The organism is Shewanella holmiensis (genome assembly GCF_025370255.1).
Taxonomy (GTDB): Bacteria; Pseudomonadota; Gammaproteobacteria; order Enterobacterales; family Shewanellaceae; genus Shewanella; species Shewanella holmiensis.
In genome coordinates this window covers 216,202-236,092 of the sequence record NZ_JAMTCD010000003.1, presented here as the reverse complement: position 1 = coordinate 236,092, position 19,891 = coordinate 216,202, and the positions used below count along the sequence as shown (strand labels likewise).

Sequence of the window (19,891 nt, the reverse complement as noted above, 5' to 3'; positions counted from 1 at the left end):
TTTCTGTAAAACGTGTCTTTTTCATGTGATTCTCCATTTGGTTTAGTGTAAATGGAAAACTCTATTTAAAACATTCTGATTTTAAGGGAGGGTTACACCAATATTTAATATGGAAAACTGGTATCAATATACGAATGTTTATTGATACCAGCAAAATGGTTGGTAAAACCTAACCATGCAGCATGACGTTGTATTACTTATTGGGATGTAGATAGCCATCGCTACGTGATCGGGGCAATTATTGGGGGGCTGGATCACAATAAGGTTCGCGTGAGCAGTGGTGATATGACACATTACTCCCATTCCTCACATGAGCAAATGTATGGCAAACTGTCATGAATAAAATTTGCATGAGTAGTTGAACTAACTCATTTTGGGGCAGAAACGAGTTACGGGCACTAACGTTATAATTCATTTATCTTTGCTGAGTTATGGAAGACCATTACTTTAATCCAACCTATTGCCTGTTGAGGCTTATGTGCCAGCTCGACGGTGAACGCTGCAAGTTCATACCTGAAAGATCGACCATGTAATGGACTGTCACCGCAGTGCTTACACCCGAAATTTTCACATCTTCGATTTGACCATATTCGTAATTAACAGGTATAAAACCTTTCAGACTAAATTTGAATTGAGGCCATCGAGACTCTTTATTCCGAGAATCCGTGAGCTTGGCATGGATGCCAAGCTAGCTTTCGTTGGGCCATGGACGGCCCATCGGAAGCGTTAGGGCTTTTCGACAATGGCCGAAGCTGGCTGCAAATGAGGTTTAAAGCTGGATCGATCCCCATCGAAAATTATGCGCTTTTCAGCATTTTTCGTCTGGGGCGCTGAGGGTTTCCAAAGGGGCGCAAGCGTTTTGCCCCTTTGGTCTGGTGTGGGCGAAGCACCACGACGTTTGTGGCCGTAGGCCATATTACAAACAAACCTTGAGGGCAGAAATGTCTTAGTCCTTAACTGGCATCCTCAGCAACAACGCCAAAAAATATCAAACTAAATGATTCTTTGCTCAAAAAAAACGGCGCTATAAGCGCCGTTTCTGTTCAAACCCTAAAGCCAAAAAGTTATTTCACTTCTTTACCCTGAGCTTGCAAGTCTGCATGGTAGCTTGAACGAACAAGCGGGCCACATGCCGCGTGGGTAAAGCCAAGTTCATCAGCCAAAGCTTTAAGCTCGTCGAACTCTGCTGGTGGCACGTAACGCTCAACCGGTAAGTGGAACTTACTTGGTTGTAAATACTGACCTAATGTCAGCATTTCAACATTATGCGCGCGTAAATCACGTAATACTTCTGCGATTTCTTCGTTGGTTTCACCTAAGCCCATCATCAAACCTGACTTAGTCGGTACATTTGGATGACGTTCTTTGAACTTCTTCAATAGGTCTAGCGACCATTGATAATTAGCCCCTGGGCGTGCTTTACGGTAATGCTTTGGCGCGGTTTCAAGATTGTGGTTAAACACATCTGGTGGCTCAGTGGCTAAGATATCGAGTGCCGCATCAATACGTCCACGGAAATCAGGTACTAAAATCTCGATTTTGATTTCTGGATTAAGCAGACGAATTTCACGAATACAATCAGCAAAATGCTGTGCGCCGCCATCACGTAAATCATCACGGTCAACCGAGGTGATTACGACATATTTAAGCTTCATATCTGCAATGGTTTGAGCTAATTTTTTAGGCTCTTCAGCATCAGGCTGTAATGGACGACCATGGGCAACGTCACAAAATGGGCAGCGACGTGTACAAATTGCGCCGAGGATCATGAAGGTGGCGGTGCCGTGGTTGAAACACTCTGCAAGGTTAGGGCAAGAAGCTTCTTCACATACTGAATGTAGGCCGTTTTTACGTAATGCTGATTTAATATCAAGAATACGCTGGTTAGATGCTGGCAGTTTTACCCGTAACCAATCAGGCTTGCGCAGCATGGTTTCGCGCTCTGAGGGTACAATTTTAATAGGGATGCGTGAAACTTTATCAGCGTCACGTAGTTTAACTCCCGGTTGTAATCTTTCAGGCCTATTCATTATTCTGCTAATCCTTGATGATGTACAAGTTGTTGATAGCCCATAACTTGGCTAAATGTTTGAATGAGTTTGTCGCCAGCTTCTTTAACGGTTTGCGGTCCGCCAAGTGCTTTACATTGCACCATTTCAAGTCCGGCATAGCCACACGGATTGATGCGCTGGAATGGCGCTAAATCCATGTCGACGTTTAATGCTAAACCGTGGAATGAACAGCCTTTTCGAATACGTAAGCCCAATGAGGCCACTTTTCGCTCTTGCACATAAACACCTGGCGCATCTGCTTTTGCATAAGCTTCGACATCGTATTGGGCCAGCATATCGACAATACTTTGCTCGATGTTGTTCACTAGCTGTCTAACGCCCATTTTATTACGTTTTATGTCGATAAGTGGATAAACCACTAATTGCCCTGGGCCGTGATAGGTAACTTGTCCACCGCGGTCAACCTGAATAACAGGAATATCACCAGGGTTTAAAATATGCTCGCTTTTACCCGCTTGACCCTGGGTAAACACCGGCGGATGCTCTACAACCCAAAGTTCATCTTGGCTGTTGCTATCACGCGTGTCTGTGTATGCCTGCATGGCATGCCAAACAGACTCGTAGTCTTGCATGCCAAGGTGGCGAATGTGCAAAGTTAATGCTGACAAGGGCAACGTCTCCCCAAAGGTTGGACTGTTTAAGCACGGTCAAATAATTCCCGAGTATTATACTCAAGTTTTATGTATTTATCGTACTTATTTAACCATTAGAGAACGCGTTTTACGCCTTCGATAGCGGCAAGATCAATATACGCTTTTTCGATATGTTCTTTGCTATTGACTGTAATGCGAATGGTGACCGAATAATAACTGCCTTTGCTTGATGCTTTAACGGTTGGTACGTAGTCGCCTGGCGCTAATTGCTGTGCAACAGCAACAACGCGATCCGCTAAGGTGTCATCGGCATCGCCGATCACTTTGAACGGACAAGCATTAGGGAAAGTCATGACTTCATCAAAAGTGGTATTTAACATCGGATTACTCTTTGGTGATTGTTAATACTAAATATGGTGGCAATTATACCTGATTCAAGTGTGTTGTGTTCTGAAATAATAAAGCCGCTGTATAAGCGGCTTTATTATATTGATTTTAAGAATAATTATATAAAATTATTCAAACCAGCTTGCAAACATCTGTTTGAAATAATCCATTATTTTGCTGATCCAGCTGCCTTCTTCTACGGCATTGAGGGTCACAAGTGGGAACTGGGCAATGTCTTTTCCATCAAGTTGGAAGAACACACGACCCACGGTTTCACCTTTTGCTAGCGGCGCAGCAAGAGGCTTAGTTAATTCAAAGTTTGCTTGTAAGTCTTTGGCTTTGCCACGACTGATGGTGATAGGCGTGTCGGTCATTACGCCTAGGTCTACGTTATCAACGTCGCCGTACCAAATTTTTTGGCTTACAAAAGTATCACCGGCTTTATATGGGGTGATCGTTTCAAAAAAGCGGAAACCATAGTTAAGTAACTTTTTGCTTTCAGCTTTACGGGCTGATTCACTGCTAGTGCCCAATACTACGGTAATTAAGCGCATGCCATCGTCACTGGTGGCGGATGAGACTAAGTTATAACCCGCACCTGAAGTATGACCTGTTTTAATGCCGTCTACTTTTAAGCTGTTATCCCACAGTAGTCCATTACGGTTGTATTGCTTAATACCATTAAAGGTAAAAGATTTTTCTGAATAGACACGGTATTCTTCTGGTACATCACGGATAAGTGCCGCACCTAAAATAGCCATATCGTAGGCGGTGGTTTTATGATTTTCTGAATCTAAACCGTGGGAGTTTTCAAAGTAGCTATCATTCATACCTAGCTGCTTGGCCCACGAGTTCATTAAATCAACAAACGCGCCTTCCGTGCCAGCGATGTGTTCTGCCATAGCGACACAAGCATCGTTACCTGATTGGATAATAATGCCACGATTTAAGTCAGCAACTTTTACGGTTTTACCGACTTCAATAAACATTTTTGAAGAGTCAGGGAAGTTTTTTGACCAAGCATTTTGAGTGATAAGTACATCATCATCTAATGAGATGTTACCCACTTTAACTTCATGTCCAATGACATAGCTGGTTAGCATTTTAGTTAAGCTGGCTGGATTTAAGCTTTCATAGGCATTTTGTTCGGCGATGATGCGGCCCGAATAATAGTCCATTAATACATACGCTTTTGCTGCAACACTTGGGGCATCAGGCGTTACCATAGGGGCACGATTGGGTGTTGGGCGAGCATCAGGCTGCGGTGTGTTAGCTAAAGTAGTAAACGACACAAAAGAAAGAAGCAGAGCAGTAGCGATTGGGGCTTTGGCAATATTCATCATGAAATTAGCAAGTCTCTATTTAATTCGAAGATAAGACAATAAGAAATCGATTATAACATTAGTCACATTATTAATAGGCAATGAAATCACATTAAGGTTCCTTCATTACCTAAAAAAATGCTTATGGCACAATAAAACTCTGGGGATAACCGCTGCTATGCAGGTTATCTAACAGTTTATTGGTTAAGTAAATTTTACCAATAGGGCCCAACTGAATTCGGTGCAAGCCATTGCCGGAGACAATTCGCGATGATACACCGTATTTACGCTCAAGCTCTTTGGCTAAGGTATTTATTTTTAACTTGTCTTTAGAGGCTGCAACCTGAATATAGTGGTTTTCTACATCGGTCACTTCATTAATTGCACGTTGTTCGTTCGATTCAACATGAATCACCTCTAAGTGTACTTTTGCGGTCCCTTTGCCTAGCATGCCAAGGTGATAAGCACCTGCATAGGATAAATCGATTACACGCCCATGATGGAAGGGACCTCGATCGTTCACTCTCACAATAATTTGCTTATTGTTTTCAAGGTTGGTGACTTTCACGTAACTTGGTAGCGGCAAGTTTTTGTGGGCCGCTGACATGGCATACATGTCATAGGTTTCGCCATTTGAGGTTAAATGGCCATGAAATTTTGCACCATACCATGAGGCGTGACCGGTTTCGGTGAAACCTTTACCCGTTGATAGCACCTTGTAGCTTTTGCCCAATACCGTGTAATTACGGTTGCCTTGGCGACTGTAATTTTCAAATTTGGGTACAGCATTTTGCACTTTACTTACATCAGGCGCATTCTCAGGGTATTTGTCATCAGCCATGTGGTAACGGCCAAACTGGCTTTTTGATTTGTTCGACGCATTTTTATTATTGGTTTCAGGCTTGGATGAACAAGCTGCCATTAGCATCATTATTACTATACTAATCGCAGTGAAGAAAATTTTATTTTGCATTGTATTGGGCTTTTAATTGCTCACTAAATTGATAAACGGCCATCGCATATAACGGGCTGCGGTTGTATCGAGTTATGACATAAAAATTGTTCAACCCTAGCCAGTATTCATCTGCGTTAGGTTGTTCTAATTTTACCAGCATCGCCTTTTGTGACACATCAATATCTTTTGCCGACGCGAGGCTAAGGTTAGGTGATAGAATATCAGATGCTTTGTAATGCAGTCTTTCGTTTGTCCATACTTTGGCTTTTGGTGCTTTATCGCTTTTATTGCTTAAGGCTAGCACGACTGGCTCATTTCTTTTCCAACCGTGTTGATGAAAATAATTAGCCACACTGCCAATCGCATCGGCTTTGCTGGTGAGTAAGTCACGACGGCCGTCACCACTAAAGTCGACCGAGTAATGACGGTAACTGGATGGAATGAACTGACCATAACCCATAGCGCCAGCATAAGATCCCTTTAAGGTGTCATTATCGAGCTGCTCTTCTTTTATCAGTGACATTAAATTGCCATATTCACTTCTAAAAAAGGTGGCACGCGGTGCGTAATAAAAACCTAAAGTATACAGGGCATCCTGAACACGGTAGTTACCCATGTAACCACCGTAAAAGGTTTCAATACCGATAATGGCAACGATGATTTGCGGATCGACATTAAATTTATCAGCGGCTTTGGTTATGGTGTCCGCATTTTCATGCCAAAATTCTAACCCTTTGGCTAAACGTTTTTCTGTTAAAAATATCGGATAATATTGGTGCCATGGTTTAGCTTCCCAAGGCTTGGTGATCGCATCGATCACTTCTTGGGTATAAGTCGATTGGTTTAAGAATGCTTCGACTTCCTGCTGGCTAAAACCTTGCTTAATTTGGTCGGCGATAAATTGTTTTTTCAGTGCATCAACATCGGTGTTGGCTGAAGCTGTACCGATATGAGCAGCAACAATTAACGCGACGGAGCTAAATAAGCGGGTAGATAATTTCATCAATGGATCCTATCGATCTATAAATCGTCTATGAGTTTGGATACTCATTAAAATGCCGAAGCCTGTCATTAGTGTCATCATTGACGTCCCCCCATAACTGATAAGGGGTAAAGGCACGCCAACCACAGGCAATATACCTGAAACCATGCCAATGTTAACAAAGATATACACAAAAAATGTCAATGTAATGCTGCCCGCGAGTAGACGAGCAAAGCTTGTCTGTGCGCGAGAAGCAATTACCAGTCCGCGACCGATAATATACAGGTAAATAGTTAATAGAAATAAGCTGCCGATCAGGCCAAACTCTTCACCGATAACGGCAAAGATAAAGTCTGTATGCCTTTCAGGTAAAAACTCTAGCTGAGACTGAGTACCATCTAACCAACCTTTGCCCCACACGCCCCCTGAACCGATAGCAATTTTTGATTGGATAATATGGTAGCCTGCACCCAAGGGGTCCTTTTCTGGATCAAATAATGTTAGCACGCGGGTGCGTTGATAATCATGCATTAAAAAGAACCAAAGAATCGGTAAGAAAATCAATCCAGCGATGACAATACTGCCCACAATCAGCCAGCTCATACCTGACAAAAACAACACGAATACGCCTGATGCCGCGACTAAAATCGATGTGCCCAAGTCTGGTTGTTTAGCTATTAATAGCGTAGGGATTAATAAAATAATCGCACCGCCTGCCAGATAACGTTTTTTAGGCGGTAAAGGGAACTTACTGATATACCAAGCCATCATAATGGGGAAGGCCAGCTTCATTAACTCTGACGGCTGAAACTCCATAAACCCAAGATTCAACCAACGCTGCGCCCCTTTATTGATAGTGCCAAAAAAGTGCACTCCGAGCAGCAAGATAATTCCAGCAACATAAATGGGTAATGCCCAGCGCTTAAGCACTTCAGGGTTGATTTGTGCAACCGAAAACATGATCACTAATGACAAACCAATACGGGTTAATTGGCGCTCCATCATAGCTGCGCTTTCACCACTGGCGGAATAAATGACAAACAAGCCAAAGGCCATTAACACCAAAATACCCGATAACAGAGGTAAATCGATGTGCAGCCTTTGCCAGATATTTTTTTTCTGATGATGAGTATTGCTATGCATCTGGTTATTCATTTGGCAGTACCCATTCATCTCTAAGCATATATTCGTCTAATAATGCACGCGCGAGCGGCCCAGCATTTGCGCCTCCCCACCCGGCATTCTCTAACACTACAGCTAGGACGATACGCGGGTTTTCATATGGCGCGTAAGCCACAATTAACGCATTGTCCCTTAAATGTTCGGCAACCGTTTCGGCATTGTATTTTTCGTCCTGACCAACAGAGAACACCTGAGCGGTACCGGTTTTCATCGCTGCAGTGTAGGTGGCATCGGTGAAGCGCGATTTGTCGGCGGTTTGGCGCATAGCTTCGTTAATGATGTCCCAGTTTTTAGGGTTTTTCAGAATAATGGGTTCATGCTCATCTATAGGCGCATCAATTTTTACTGTGTCGTCTTTGAATGTTTTTAATAAATGTGGGGTAAAACGACGCCCTTTATTGGCTAAAATAGCTGTTGAATTAGCCAGTTGCAGAGGGGTACTTGTCCAATAACCCTGACCGATGCCGACTGAAATAGTGTCACCAATATACCAAGCTTGGTTGTAGCGAAGTCGTTTCCAGTCGCGTGATGGCATAATGCCAGCAACTTCTTCATAGATGTCGACGTTGGTGCGTTCGCCAAAACCGAATTTCCCCATAAAATCGGCCATTTTATCGATGCCAACCTTGTAGACTAATTCATAAAAGAAGATATCGCACGAGTCGACAATCGCATGGTAAACATCAACCCAACCATGGCCCCAACGTTTCCAATCTCGCCATTTACGTTCCACGCCTGGAATTTGCCAAAAGCCAGGATCCCATACACGGGTTTTATCGTTAATGGCGCGCTCTTCTAATCCCAATAATGCCACTAGGGGTTTAATGGTTGATGCGGGAGAATATTGTCCTTGAGTGGCACGATTAATAAGAGGACGTGATTTATCGTTTAGCAGATCGCTATAGCCTTTGCTACTGATACCATGAACAAATAAGTTAGCATCGTAACTTGGACTTGACACCATAGCTAAAATGCCACCGTCACGAGGGTCCATCGCCACTACCGAGCCACGTCTACCTGCCAATAATTCCATGGCTTTTTGTTGCAATTTTAAGTCTAAGGTTAAATAAATATCTTTACCTGGCGTCGGTGGGGTGACTTTTAAAGTACGGATGACTCGGCCGCGGTTGTTCACCTCTTCTTCTAAATGTCCAGGCAAACCATGTAATAAGCCCTCGTAGAATTTTTCGATGCCTTGCTTGCCAATATCTTTTGTGGCGGCGTAGGTTTTCCAGTTATTACTCTGTTCTAACTGGGCTTTGTCGCGGGTGTTAATTTTACCAACATAACCCAGTACGTGGGTCATTAAATCAGCATAGGGATAATGACGCTTCAAACCAGCTTCGACATAAATACCCGGGAAACGATGTTGGTTTACCGAAAACGTCGCGACTTGTTCTTCCGTTAATTTACCTTTGATGGTGAGCGGTTTGAAGCGGCGATGAAATTTGAGCGTTTCTTTGATTTGTTCGCGTTCATCAGCGTCTATTTCGATAATATTATTGAGCTCGTCGAAGGTTTCGTCGAGATTTTTTATCTTTTCGGGGATCATTTCTAATGAGTGATATGGCTGGTTTTCGGCCAAAAGTTGGCCATGACGGTCGAAGATCAGCCCACGGCTAGGTGCGGTAGGCACAACCCGAATACGGTTGTCATTAGAACGGGTTTCGTAGTCTTTATAGGAGACGACCTGTAATTGATACAGGTTAGAAAATAGCACGCTCAGTAATACGAAGACGCAAATAAAAGTGAAAAATGCACGGCGTTTGAATAACGAGGCCTCGGCGGCATGGTCATGCATGGTGATGCGCTTCTTTGGCGGCACTTGGGTCTCCAGCGTTGGTAAAGCGAAACCTTAGCGTCGCTTTAATGGTGTTGTTATGTCAACAACCATGAAATTCTTTTAATGAATTTTCACCTTGATTACTCGCGGTGATAAGGGTGATTATTATTGATACTCCATGCACGGTAGAGGCTTTCCCCTATCAATACACGTACAAGCGGATGCGGTAATGTTAGGGCTGACAAACACCAGCTTTGATTTGCTGCGGCTTTACAGGCTGGGGCAAGTCCTTCTGGCCCACCAATCAGCAAACTTACATCACGCCCATCTAATTGCCATTTTGTCATTTGCTCTGCTAAATCGGGCGTAGTCCAATTTTTACCGGGCAAATCTAAACTTACAATATGATTGCCTTTTGCTATCGCGGCGAGCATTAACTCACCTTCTTTTTGCAAAATGCGCGCAATATCAGCATTTTTGCCCCGTTTACCCGCAGGGATCTCGATAAGTTCAAGCGGCATATCCCTAGGGAAACGACGTTGATACTCTTCAAAACCTCGGGTAACCCAATCGGGCATTTTTGTGCCTACGGCAATCAGTTGTAACTTCATTAGGCGTTAGGGTTAGCCCAAAGTTTTTCTAGGTCGTAGTATTCACGAGTCTGCTCTTGCATCACATGAACAATGACTTCACCTAAGTCTACTAATACCCATTCGCTGCTATCACGGCCTTCAACACCTAATGGCTGCATGCCGGCTTTTTTTGCTTCAACCACAAGGTGTTCGCCAATTGAGCGAACGTGGGTTTTAGATGTACCAGTACAAATCACCATAGTATCGGTGATAGTTGATTGATTTTTAACATCTAATACTACAATGTTCTTTGCTTTTAAGTCTTCGATTTTATCGACGACGAAATCTTTCAGTTCGGTGCTTTGCACTCGAATTACCTCACTAGTCAAAATTAACGGAGCATTATACTCAATTTCATCCATTGGAAGCAATTAAGCAACGCGCTTTATGATAATCCTTTTAGATTTGGCTTGTGGTGTAAAACAACTGGCGATTTTGAGTTAGGTGAGGTAAAGCTGATGTTGCTGAATATAGGTTTTAGTACAAGGGGCGATCAAACTTGATACATCTTCATGGTTTAGCAGTTTTTCTCGCACTTCGGTAGAGGAGATATCTTGTAAGATGGTATCTACTGGAATGATTGAGCCAACTGATAAGTTCCCATTAGATATGTTGAATTGTGCTGAATAGCGGCGAGTTTTTTGTTGCAGCACTTTTTGCATCGGGTGGTTATTGTCCAGTTGCCACCCCGGACGCTGGCACAGCACGATATGGCACAGTTCAAACAACTGTTGCCATAAATGCCACTGAGGTAAATTGATAAATGAATCCATCCCCATGATGAAATAAAACTGATGTTGCGGATAAGCTTGCTGCAATTGTTGCAGTGTTACCACTGTGTATGATGGCGTTTGCCGCTTAATTTCTATGTCGCACAGTTTCAGGTCTTTGTGCTGCTGACAAATTTGTTCCACCATGGCTAATCTGTGTTGGCTATCGACGTTAGTGGATTGCTTATGAGGCGGAATATGGTTGGGCATTAGCCACACTTCATCAAGTTGCAGCTGCTGTTTAATGTCGAGTGCCGGACGAATATGGCCTAAATGAATGGGGTCGAATGTGCCACCTAAAATGCCGATGCGCATAGTCAATCCTTAAAGGCTAGCCAAGCTCGATATGAGCTAAACGATTATGGGCACGCGGGTCAAACAAAATGCACAAGTGACTCATGCCTATCCAATCTTCAATACCCTGTTGCTTTAAATTTAGCTCTAAAGTGGATGCTATACTCAACATGTGTTCAATGTGATGTAACTCTAACCGTGTTAAGGCCGCTTGATACAGGGGTTTGCGTTTGTCCCAAATACGGTATTGCCCCCACAGTTTTGTTAAAGGTTCACCTTGGTTTTGGGCCAATTTAAGATTAAGTAACAAAGTGATTTCTTTAAATATGGCCCACATCAAAATGGGCATAGCAGTGCCTTCCCCCTGTAATTGGGCTAGCATGTGCTGTGCTTGTTTTTGATGATTATTTAAAATGGCATCGGTTAACTGAAAAACACTGAATCGCGATTGGTCTTCAAAGTAATCGCTGAGTTGCTCGGCACTGATATTGTTATTGGGATTCACCAATTGCAGTATTTGCATGGCTTGCTCAGCAGCCAATAAATTACCTTCAAATAGGTTAAACATCATCGCTTTAGCATCATGGTGCAAGGTTAATTTGTAATGCTGAATGCGGTTATCTAACCAGCGCTCGAATTGTTTCCCTTCGGGCGTAGCGCAGGGAATATATAACCCCTGGCTATCTAACGACTTAAACCACTTGCTGTTGGTTTGTTCAAGTCCTGCTTTAGGACCTTGAATAATCAACACTATATCTGGATTAGCTTGTTGCAATATGGTTTGAAAGGCATTGGCACCATCGGTACCTGGTTTGCCATTAGGCAGATGCAGTTCAATAATGCGTCTACTGGCAAACAAGCTCATCGACTGCCATTCTTGGATCAAATCATGCCAGTTAAAATGCGGATCTTGAATCAGCTGAACTCGCTCGTCAAAGCCTTGTTTTTTGGCCGCGCTAATGAGCTGTTTTTTGCAATCTTCAACCAGCCATAAATCATCCCCAAACAGCAAGCAAATTTGCGGTAACTTGGCTAGATTGTTTTTAAGCTGGTCAGGATAAACCCGCATTTATTCTTTCCCGATTGAAGCAAGGATTTGAATAATACTGTCAGCGGCTTGAACGCGCATTTCACGGGTTAATATTTCCATTTCACGGCTTTTAGCCAATGCAGTTCGCGGATCGTCTTGATAGTCTCGACGAACTTCAGTGGAATATTCAACCGGTTCTCCTTTAGGCAAAGCCACTGTGAAAGTAACTAGGTAAATTAATTCATATTCAGCCACGTTACCGGTAGGGTAGAGGGACAGAGTGGCACGTTCTAATGAATCATTTACGAGTCTGAGCGTAGGTGTATCTTCTGCAGCCGATACCATGGTGACACGGTTAATGCGAAGTCTGTCTTTTACTAAACGTGTGAGTTCACTGTACTGATCAGTGCTGCTTAAATGTAATTGTTGTAATTCAACGGGGATTGAGTAGCTACGCTGCAATTTAAAACCACAGCCAGCAGTGGCAAGTAAAGTGAGAGAGAGTAACGCTAAGCCAATACGTTTTGCCAACATAAGTGTTATCTACGTCCTTTTACAGCCATGAATACCATGGCAATTAAAATGAATGCCCATCTTGCATCTTCACACAAGACAGGCAATAACGCTCATTAGCGAACCCGCCGCCAATGAGTGTTGTTTATGCTAGTTAGCAACAATATTGAGTAGCTTACCAGGAACATAAATCACTTTGCGGATGGTGAGTCCTTCAGAGTGTTTTTGAACATGTTCATCTTCCATTGCAAGGGCTTGAACTTGTTCTTGAGTTGCATCGGCTGCGACAGTGATTTTTGCACGTAACTTACCGTTAATTTGTACAATAATCAGTTTGCTGTCTTCAACTAGGGCTGACTCATCAACTTCAGGCCAGCGGCTATCTTCAATATCGCTGTTATTGCCTAGCTCTTTCCAAAGGTTAAAGCTGATGTGTGGCACGATAGGGTAGAGTAAACGTGTTACTGCTGACAATGCTTCTGCCATTAACGCACGGTCTTGAGCAGACTCCTGTGGCGCTTTCTGCAAGTGGTTCATCAACTCCATTACCGCAGCAACGGCCGTGTTGAACATTTGACGACGACCAATATCATCACTAACTTTAGCAATCGTTTTGTGCAATTCACGACGAAGCGCTTTTTGGCTACCGCTTAACGCTTTAATATCTAATGCTTCTGTTGTCCCTGCTGCAATATGATCGCTAGCCAGTTTCCAGAAACGCTTGATAAAGCGATGCGCCCCTTCAACGCCAGACTCTTGCCATTCAAGAGTTAATTCTGGTGGTGAAGCAAACATCATGAATAAACGGACAGTGTCAGCACCGTACTTTTCAACCATGACCTGTGGATCAATACCGTTGTTTTTAGACTTCGACATTTTGCTCATACCGGTATAAACCAACTCGTTACCGTTTTTGTCGATAGCTTTAGTCACACGGCCTTTGTCGTCTTTTTCTACTTCAACCACATCTAATGGCGACACCCAAACGCGTGCGCCTTTGTCGTTGGTGTAGTAGTAAGCATCAGCTAATACCATACCTTGGGTTAATAATTGCTTAGCTGGCTCGTTAGAGCTAACTAAGTCCATATCACGTAGCAATTTATGGAAGAAGCGGAAATACAACAAGTGCATACAAGCATGCTCAATACCGCCAATGTATTGATCAACGGGTAGCCAGTAATTAGCTTTCGCGGGATCTAACATTTGGTCTGCATGTGGGCTACAGTAACGAGCGTAATACCATGATGACTCCATGAAGGTGTCAAAGGTATCGGTTTCGCGGAATGCTGTTTGGCCATTTACCGTGGTTTCAGCCCAGGCTTTATCTGCTTTAATCGGGCTTTGGATACCATCCATTACCACGTCTTCTGGCAAAATAACCGGCAGTTGGTCTTCTGGCGTAGGCATGACGGTGCCGTCTTCTAAGGTCACCATAGGGATCGGTGCACCCCAGTAACGTTGACGAGAAACGCCCCAGTCACGTAAACGGAAGTTCACCTGACGCTTACCTTTGCCTTCGGCAGTGAGTTTAGTGTCAATGGCTTCAAATGCTGCTTGGAAATCTAAACCGTCTAACTCACCAGAGTTAAATAACACACCTTTGTCAGTAAAAGCTTGTTCACTGATATCAACTTCGCCATCAACAGGCTTGATTACAGCTTCAATGGCTAAGCCAAACTTTTTAGCAAACTCATAATCGCGTTGATCATGTGCTGGAACTGACATAACAGCGCCAGTGCCATAGTTCATCAAAACAAAGTTAGCGACCCAGATAGGAACCAGTTTGCCACTGATAGGGTGCACAGCGTTTAAGCCTGTCGCGACGCCTTTTTTCTCCATAGACGCCATCGCGGCTTCAGTGGTGTCAGCATTTTTACATTCTTCAATAAACGCCGCTAAAGCAGGATTGTTTTCTGCGGCTTGAACCGCTAAAGGGTGGCCTGCAGCAATCGCTACATAGGTCACACCCATTACGGTATCAGGACGAGTGGTGTAAATATCAAAACTTTGTTGGCTGTTTTCCACCTGGAAGGTCATTTCAATGCCTTCGCTGCGTCCAATCCAGTTACGCTGCATCGCTTTAACCTGTTCAGGCCAGCCATCGAGCGTATCGATATCGTTCAATAACTCTTCCGCGTAATCAGTGATTTTAATAAACCACTGTGGAATTTCTTTTTGAACCACTTCAGTATCACAGCGCCAACAACAACCATCTTGTACTTGCTCATTTGCCAGTACGGTTTCGTCGTTTGGACACCAGTTAACCGATGAGGTTTTTTTGTAAACTAAACCTTTTTCATACAGTTTAGTGAAAAACCATTGTTCCCAGCGATAATATTCAGGGGTACAGGTGGCAATTTCACGACTCCAGTCATAACCAAAACCTAATAGTTTAAGCTGGTTCTTCATGTACTCAATATTTTCATAAGTCCATGGTGCTGGTGAGGTTTTGTTATTGATCGCTGCGTTTTCTGCAGGCAGGCCAAATGAATCCCAACCAATCGGCTGCAGGACATTTTTTCCTTGTAAACGTTGGTAACGAGCGACAACATCACCTATGGTGTAGTTACGGACGTGTCCCATGTGAAGGCGGCCTGACGGATAAGGGAACATAGAGAGGCAGTAAAACTTCTCTTTGGTCTCATCTTCAGTAACTTCGAAGGTTTTTTGGTCTTGCCAGTGCTTTTGCACTAAGGCTTCAATCTCTAAAGGATTATATTGCTCTTGCATCAATCTATTTCCGGCCATGCCGCCCATTGTTGGATTTGCACGTATTGTTTGATCTAACGCGCATTCGCGTGATGAATAACTGCATAGAATAAACTAGAAGTGATGCTTTAAAAAGGTTCGTCTTAAGGAGTATTGAATATGAGTGGAAGAAGTTCAGCATTATTAGCCTTATATCAGGCATTAATTGAACAAGTTAAACAGCAATTTGAGCAAGATAACTCATTGACTGCTAAAAGTTTGTTTAAGTCTATCATCCAAGGAAAAAACTATTTACAGCTCAAATCACAGGCTAATGAGCAAGAGTTAGCTTTAGTAGAAGAATTTTTAAAGCGTGACATCGCAAGCTATTTAAAAGAGCAAACTGCAGACGATATTAGTTTTAGTCCTACAGCTATCGCCTTAGAAAACACCTTATGGCAATGGTTAAGTGAGATCACTGACAGAAGTCAGGTGCAGTGGCACGAGTTGCAGCAGGATTTTAAGCACCATGGTTGTTATAAATCTGGCGAAATTATCAATCAGGGTATGTTGACCTGTGATAATTGTGGACATCAAATGCAAATTGATTTCCCAGGGGTGATACCTGACTGCCCGCAATGTGACAGTGACACATTTTCACGTGAGCCATTGTCACCTTAGAGCCATTGTCACCTTAATAGCAAAGAGCTAAAAATTAACGCGATAGTGGCAATGGCTGTTGCTGCTATTGCCAATCATTTCATCGTAGGCGGTTTGCATTTCGATGATGGCGTAACGAATACCTTGTAACTTCAGTAATTCTTCTGCTTGCTTTATGGAGTTCAGACTCAATAGTTTGCCATCTTTACTGCGGGCACTGCGAAAGTTGCCATTATCATCTTTTACACCCAATAAGTAATGATTTGAATCAGCATAGCTGATGATAGTCGGATGTAATGGCTGGACTTCGATGGCTTGCTTTATTTCCGATAGTTGCATTTTTAACTCCCAAATATCATGGCGTGTTTGTTCTCTTTCATTACGCAGCAAACGATTGGGCGGTTCATTTTTGTGCAAAAATATTTAAAGCAGAAATCAAGTTGAGTCAGTTTTGGGTAAGCTGGTAGATGTTGCTTTAGGTCACGTCAGCTTGAAATAAAAAATGCATATTAAACCGCATTTGCAGCGCTAATCATGTTGAATTTAATAGTCATAGACGCGCTATTGACGTGTAAATTCGCCTTGCTATCACTAAAGGTCTGCGGCTGAAGCGGTAAAATATAAATTTGATGATTACGACTGAATTAGCAACTTTCTTAACCAGAGTTAAGATTACATCCACAAGCTTGAGTCTTGAGTCTTGAGTAACGATTGGCGATTGACGAGCAAAGTTTATGCCTACGCCACAAAGTCGCTATGCTGATATCAGCTCATGGGCTTAAATGACTCACCTTATGGAGCGGGCCGTTAATGTAAGACTGTTTTGTGGCAACCGCCTTTTTAACAGCCGCTGCTGACAATGGCATAATCCGGTGGGGTAGTGGCATTGGCCGCTTGTGTATAGTGAAAGTAGCAATTGTCATTGGTGACTTGGCCATTTTCATCTTGGTCGTAACCGATATAAGTATCTGCAATACCTTGATATTGAACAGTGAAGCTGTCATCAAGATCTATCCATTTTTCAATGTCAGTATTATCTAAATAGCCCCATTTCAAACGGGTTTCAAAAACACCATCACCTTCTAAATCGATATCGATTAAATCTTCGCGTCCAGCAACGGGTTGCACTTGCAGGCTCGGCATTTGTGATTTTGCATACACCAATGAGTTGGCTGTTTTTACCGATGCCGATAGTCCTGACAAAGTACTAATGCGTGCATCAGTGCTTAAATTTAAAAACTTAGGTGCTGCGACAACCGCTAAAATGCCTAAGATAATGATGACAACAACCAACTCGATTAAGGTAAATCCTCGTTGATTATGGTGGCTTAAGCGAGTGGGTAAATTAAGGTTAAACGGCACGACGACCTCTGTATCCTAATGATATAGCAATGAAGATTAACATTGAGCATAGAATTAATAAGGGTAACTGTCCAATGCGTTTAAACCAAGTTTCGCCTTGATAAAGTGCGACGTCACTGACTAATACAGCCGTTTCGAATTGTGGCAAGCTGTCAATGATGTTGCCATAGGGATCAACAATAGCCGTTACGCCATTGTTGGTGGCACGCAATAAAGGTTTACCCATTTCAATTGCACGCATTTGGGCAATTTCCATATGTTGCAAAGGACCGTTTGAGCTACCAAACCAGGCATCATTAGAGACAGTTAATAATAGGTCCGTATCGGCTTGGGTATTGTCTCTGACTTGTTCTGGAAAAACGATTTCATAACAAATTGCCGGAGACACTTTATAGCCTACTGCAGATAAATTCGGTTGAATAAAATCACCGCGTTGAAAAGAGCTCATAGGCAGATTAAAAAAAGGCGCTAATGGTCTTAGTAAATCGGCTAAAGGGACGAACTCACCAATAGGTAACAAGTGGTGTTTTCTGAATTCATTATCTCCGTTAATTTGATAGTCAGCGCTAGGTTGTTGCTTACTGTGATGATTACCTAAGACGATTAAAGAGTTATAAAAGTTGTGCTCTTCTCGGCTAATAATGCCTGTAATGATCGCTGTGTTGTTTAAATTAGCTACCTGGTTAGCATTAAATAAAAAGTCTTCAACCATCGCTTCGGGTGCGGGGATAGCCGCCTCTGGCCAAATAACAATATCGACACTCGATTTTTCGTCAAAATGATTGCGGGTTAAATCCATAAACTTGAGCATGGTTGGCCATAACGCATCGGGTTCCCACTTCATGCTTTGGGCAATATTACCTTGTACTAATGCTACTTTCACCGATTTTCCTGTTGGCGCTACGGGATTAATATATGGGGTGATGAACGTAGCAATTATCACAACTGATAACACAGCTACAACAGGCAATATGCGCTTTTGTGTTGTGAGCATTACCGCGCCAGCAATGATTGCTAGCACAAAACTGAGTCCAAGTGCCCCAATGATACTGGCTAATTCGCTCAATGGACCATTGGTTTGACTGTAACCCACCCACAGCCATGGGAAACCGGTTAACACCCAGCCGCGTAGCCACTCTGTGAGTATCCATAATGCAGGAAAGAGACCTAAATATTTAAACGCTAACACCCCATAGTTGGCGGAAGCCGATTGAGGAGGAATAATTTTATTGAGTAAGTAACCCGCTAATGCGGGATAAAGTGCTAAATACAGGGACAAAATCGCCATTAGTGCTAATGATACAGCTAAGGGCAGCCCGCCAAACGTGGCCATGCTAACGTGCACCCAACTGATCCCAACGGCGAAGGTGCCAAAGCCGAAACTAAGCCAGTAACGAAACGCATGCTTGCCTATGAGTTGCTGACTTTGCCATAACGCAAATGTGAGTGCGATAGGCATAAACAGCCATAAACCATAGGGCGCAAATGACAGTGAAGTACTTGCACCTGCGGCAAATGCACAGATTAGACTGATTAAGTTAGATTGAGAATGAGGTAATAATTTATTCAGCACAACTTGCCTTATTTATCGCGTGGTTTAACCGTCCTCGTGATAGAGGATGCTTGATTTTAGAATATGTCAAATTTGCTTTGGCTAAATGACAAAGTAGGCCGATTTTAAATGAGATCGTAATAAAAAAGCAGCTTAATTATCATTAAAGCTGCTTCATTGATGACATTTTTATATGTTTATCGATTAATCGTCAGAGTTATTTAGATTGTCAGGGTCGGGCAATTTGACTCTTAATTGGATCAAACGACGCGTATCTGCATTCGTTACCTTAAACTCAATATTATCGATCATGATGGTTTCGTTACGTTCGGGTAAATGACCAAATGCGTGCGACACTAAACCACCGACGGTATCAAATTCTTCATCGCTGAAGTGTGTACCGCATGCTTCATTAAAATCATCTATTTCAGTTAGCGCTTTGACAATATAGACGGTGTTGCTAATTTTTTTCACTTCAGTGTCTTCCACTGAACTGTGATCAAATTCGTCTTCAATTTCGCCAACGATTTCTTCAAGAATATCTTCGATGGTGACAAGGCCTGATACACCGCCGTATTCATCAACGACGATCGCCATATGATAACGTTGTGAACGGAACTCTTTTAATAACACATCGACACGCTTACTTTCAGGCACAACCACTGCAGGGCGGATAACTTGAGATAGCGTGAAAGGGACATCTGAATTTTTAAAACCATATTTTAGTAGGTCTTTTGCTAGCAAAATACCTTCAATATGATCTTTGTCTTCATTGACCACAGGGAAACGAGAGTGAGCTGAGCTGATAACTGTTTCTAACAGCTCATCGACTGAGCAGTCGATTTGGAGAGTAACAATTTGTGAGCGTGGGATCATAATGTCGCGCACGCGAAGGTCAGAGACCTCTAACACACCTTTGATCATTTCGCGGGTATCTTCGGTGATCAAGTCGCGTTGTTCTGCGCCTGAAATCACGTCCACTAGGTCTTCGCGATTTTGAGGTTCGCCCTGGAATAGTTGATTAAATTTATCGAACCAACTTTTCTTATAGGCGTTTGTACTCGGGGGGATATCGTCACTCATAATAGTTCCTAAATAGTTAACTGGACGGGCT

General features: G+C 42.9%; 19 protein-coding genes. 1 reads left to right on the top strand and 18 read right to left on the bottom strand.

Annotation, left to right across the window (positions count from 1 at the left end; translation table 11 throughout):
- Positions 1 to 1,064: 1,064 nt before the first annotated feature.
- The 14 genes from lipA to leuS all read right to left on the bottom strand — a co-directional run bounded on the left by lipA (position 1,065) and on the right by leuS (position 15,245).
- Positions 1,065 to 2,030, bottom strand: coding sequence for a lipoyl synthase (gene lipA, locus NE535_RS04220; RefSeq protein WP_261297423.1), 966 nt, complete (start codon positions 2,028 to 2,030; stop codon positions 1,065 to 1,067).
- Entirely contained in the window at positions 2,030 to 2,680 is a 651-nt protein-coding gene (gene lipB / locus NE535_RS04215) for a lipoyl(octanoyl) transferase LipB (protein ID WP_261297422.1), read from the bottom strand. The genes lipA and lipB overlap by 1 nt, the downstream gene beginning before the upstream one ends.
- A 98-nt stretch (positions 2,681 to 2,778) precedes the next feature.
- Positions 2,779 to 3,045: a DUF493 family protein YbeD gene (gene ybeD, locus NE535_RS04210; protein WP_261297421.1), complete on the bottom strand. Its 267-nt coding sequence runs from the start codon at positions 3,043 to 3,045 to the stop codon at positions 2,779 to 2,781.
- Between the two features lie 135 nt (positions 3,046 to 3,180).
- Positions 3,181 to 4,395 (bottom strand): serine hydrolase, encoded by a 1,215-nt coding sequence (locus NE535_RS04205; protein WP_261297420.1) that lies wholly within the window; start codon positions 4,393 to 4,395, stop codon positions 3,181 to 3,183.
- 121 nt (positions 4,396 to 4,516) lie between these two features.
- Positions 4,517 to 5,296: a septal ring lytic transglycosylase RlpA family protein gene (locus NE535_RS04200; RefSeq protein ID WP_261297419.1), complete on the bottom strand. Its 780-nt coding sequence runs from the start codon at positions 5,294 to 5,296 to the stop codon at positions 4,517 to 4,519.
- Positions 5,297 to 5,336: 40 nt separating this feature from the next.
- Positions 5,337 to 6,332 carry a lytic murein transglycosylase B gene (gene mltB, locus NE535_RS04195; RefSeq protein WP_261297418.1) on the bottom strand — a complete coding sequence of 332 codons (996 nt, stop codon included), beginning with the start codon at positions 6,330 to 6,332 and terminating at the stop codon, positions 5,337 to 5,339.
- A 9-nt stretch (positions 6,333 to 6,341) separates the two neighbouring features.
- On the bottom strand, positions 6,342 to 7,466 hold the full coding sequence (rodA, locus tag NE535_RS04190) for a rod shape-determining protein RodA (RefSeq protein WP_425347440.1): 1,125 nt from the start codon (positions 7,464 to 7,466) through the stop codon (positions 6,342 to 6,344).
- Entirely contained in the window at positions 7,459 to 9,318 is a 1,860-nt protein-coding gene (mrdA, locus tag NE535_RS04185) for a penicillin-binding protein 2 (protein WP_261297417.1), read from the bottom strand. The genes rodA and mrdA overlap by 8 nt, the downstream gene beginning before the upstream one ends.
- Positions 9,319 to 9,416: 98 nt before the next feature.
- Complete coding sequence (rlmH, locus tag NE535_RS04180; protein ID WP_188840474.1) at positions 9,417 to 9,887, bottom strand: 23S rRNA (pseudouridine(1915)-N(3))-methyltransferase RlmH; 471 nt, start codon at positions 9,885 to 9,887, stop codon at positions 9,417 to 9,419.
- The gene (gene rsfS, locus NE535_RS04175) at positions 9,887 to 10,216 is read right to left on the bottom strand and encodes a ribosome silencing factor (protein WP_188840475.1); all 330 of its coding nucleotides are present in this window, start codon (positions 10,214 to 10,216) and stop codon (positions 9,887 to 9,889) included. The genes rlmH and rsfS overlap by 1 nt, the downstream gene beginning before the upstream one ends.
- A 132-nt stretch (positions 10,217 to 10,348) precedes the next feature.
- The gene (gene nadD / locus NE535_RS04170; protein WP_261297416.1) at positions 10,349 to 10,993 is read right to left on the bottom strand and encodes a nicotinate-nucleotide adenylyltransferase; all 645 of its coding nucleotides are present in this window, start codon (positions 10,991 to 10,993) and stop codon (positions 10,349 to 10,351) included.
- A gap of 16 nt (positions 10,994 to 11,009) precedes the next feature.
- The gene (gene holA / locus NE535_RS04165) at positions 11,010 to 12,041 is read right to left on the bottom strand and encodes a DNA polymerase III subunit delta (RefSeq protein ID WP_261297415.1); all 1,032 of its coding nucleotides are present in this window, start codon (positions 12,039 to 12,041) and stop codon (positions 11,010 to 11,012) included.
- Positions 12,042 to 12,536: an LPS-assembly lipoprotein LptE gene (locus NE535_RS04160; protein ID WP_261297414.1), complete on the bottom strand. Its 495-nt coding sequence runs from the start codon at positions 12,534 to 12,536 to the stop codon at positions 12,042 to 12,044. It lies immediately after the preceding gene.
- Positions 12,537 to 12,665: 129 nt separating this feature from the next.
- Entirely contained in the window at positions 12,666 to 15,245 is a 2,580-nt protein-coding gene (gene leuS, locus NE535_RS04155; protein ID WP_261297433.1) for a leucine--tRNA ligase, read from the bottom strand.
- 138 nt (positions 15,246 to 15,383) lie between these two features.
- On the opposite strand from leuS, the gene NE535_RS04150 reads away from it, so the two are divergent.
- Positions 15,384 to 15,884, top strand: coding sequence for a zinc ribbon-containing protein (locus NE535_RS04150; protein ID WP_261297413.1), 501 nt, complete (start codon positions 15,384 to 15,386; stop codon positions 15,882 to 15,884).
- Between the two features lie 27 nt (positions 15,885 to 15,911).
- On the opposite strand, the gene NE535_RS04145 is transcribed toward NE535_RS04150, so the two are convergent.
- The 4 genes from NE535_RS04145 to corC all read right to left on the bottom strand — a co-directional run bounded on the left by NE535_RS04145 (position 15,912) and on the right by corC (position 19,860).
- Positions 15,912 to 16,202 (bottom strand): DUF6482 family protein, encoded by a 291-nt coding sequence (locus NE535_RS04145; protein WP_261297412.1) that lies wholly within the window; start codon positions 16,200 to 16,202, stop codon positions 15,912 to 15,914.
- A 501-nt stretch (positions 16,203 to 16,703) separates the two neighbouring features.
- A complete protein-coding gene (locus tag NE535_RS04140; protein ID WP_261297411.1) occupies positions 16,704 to 17,225 on the bottom strand; it encodes a pilus assembly FimT family protein in 522 nt (173 codons plus the stop codon).
- The gene (lnt, locus tag NE535_RS04135) at positions 17,215 to 18,798 is read right to left on the bottom strand and encodes an apolipoprotein N-acyltransferase (protein ID WP_425347439.1); all 1,584 of its coding nucleotides are present in this window, start codon (positions 18,796 to 18,798) and stop codon (positions 17,215 to 17,217) included. The genes NE535_RS04140 and lnt overlap by 11 nt, the downstream gene beginning before the upstream one ends.
- A 183-nt stretch (positions 18,799 to 18,981) precedes the next feature.
- Entirely contained in the window at positions 18,982 to 19,860 is an 879-nt protein-coding gene (gene corC / locus NE535_RS04130; RefSeq protein WP_261297410.1) for a CNNM family magnesium/cobalt transport protein CorC, read from the bottom strand.
- Positions 19,861 to 19,891 lie beyond the last annotated feature (31 nt).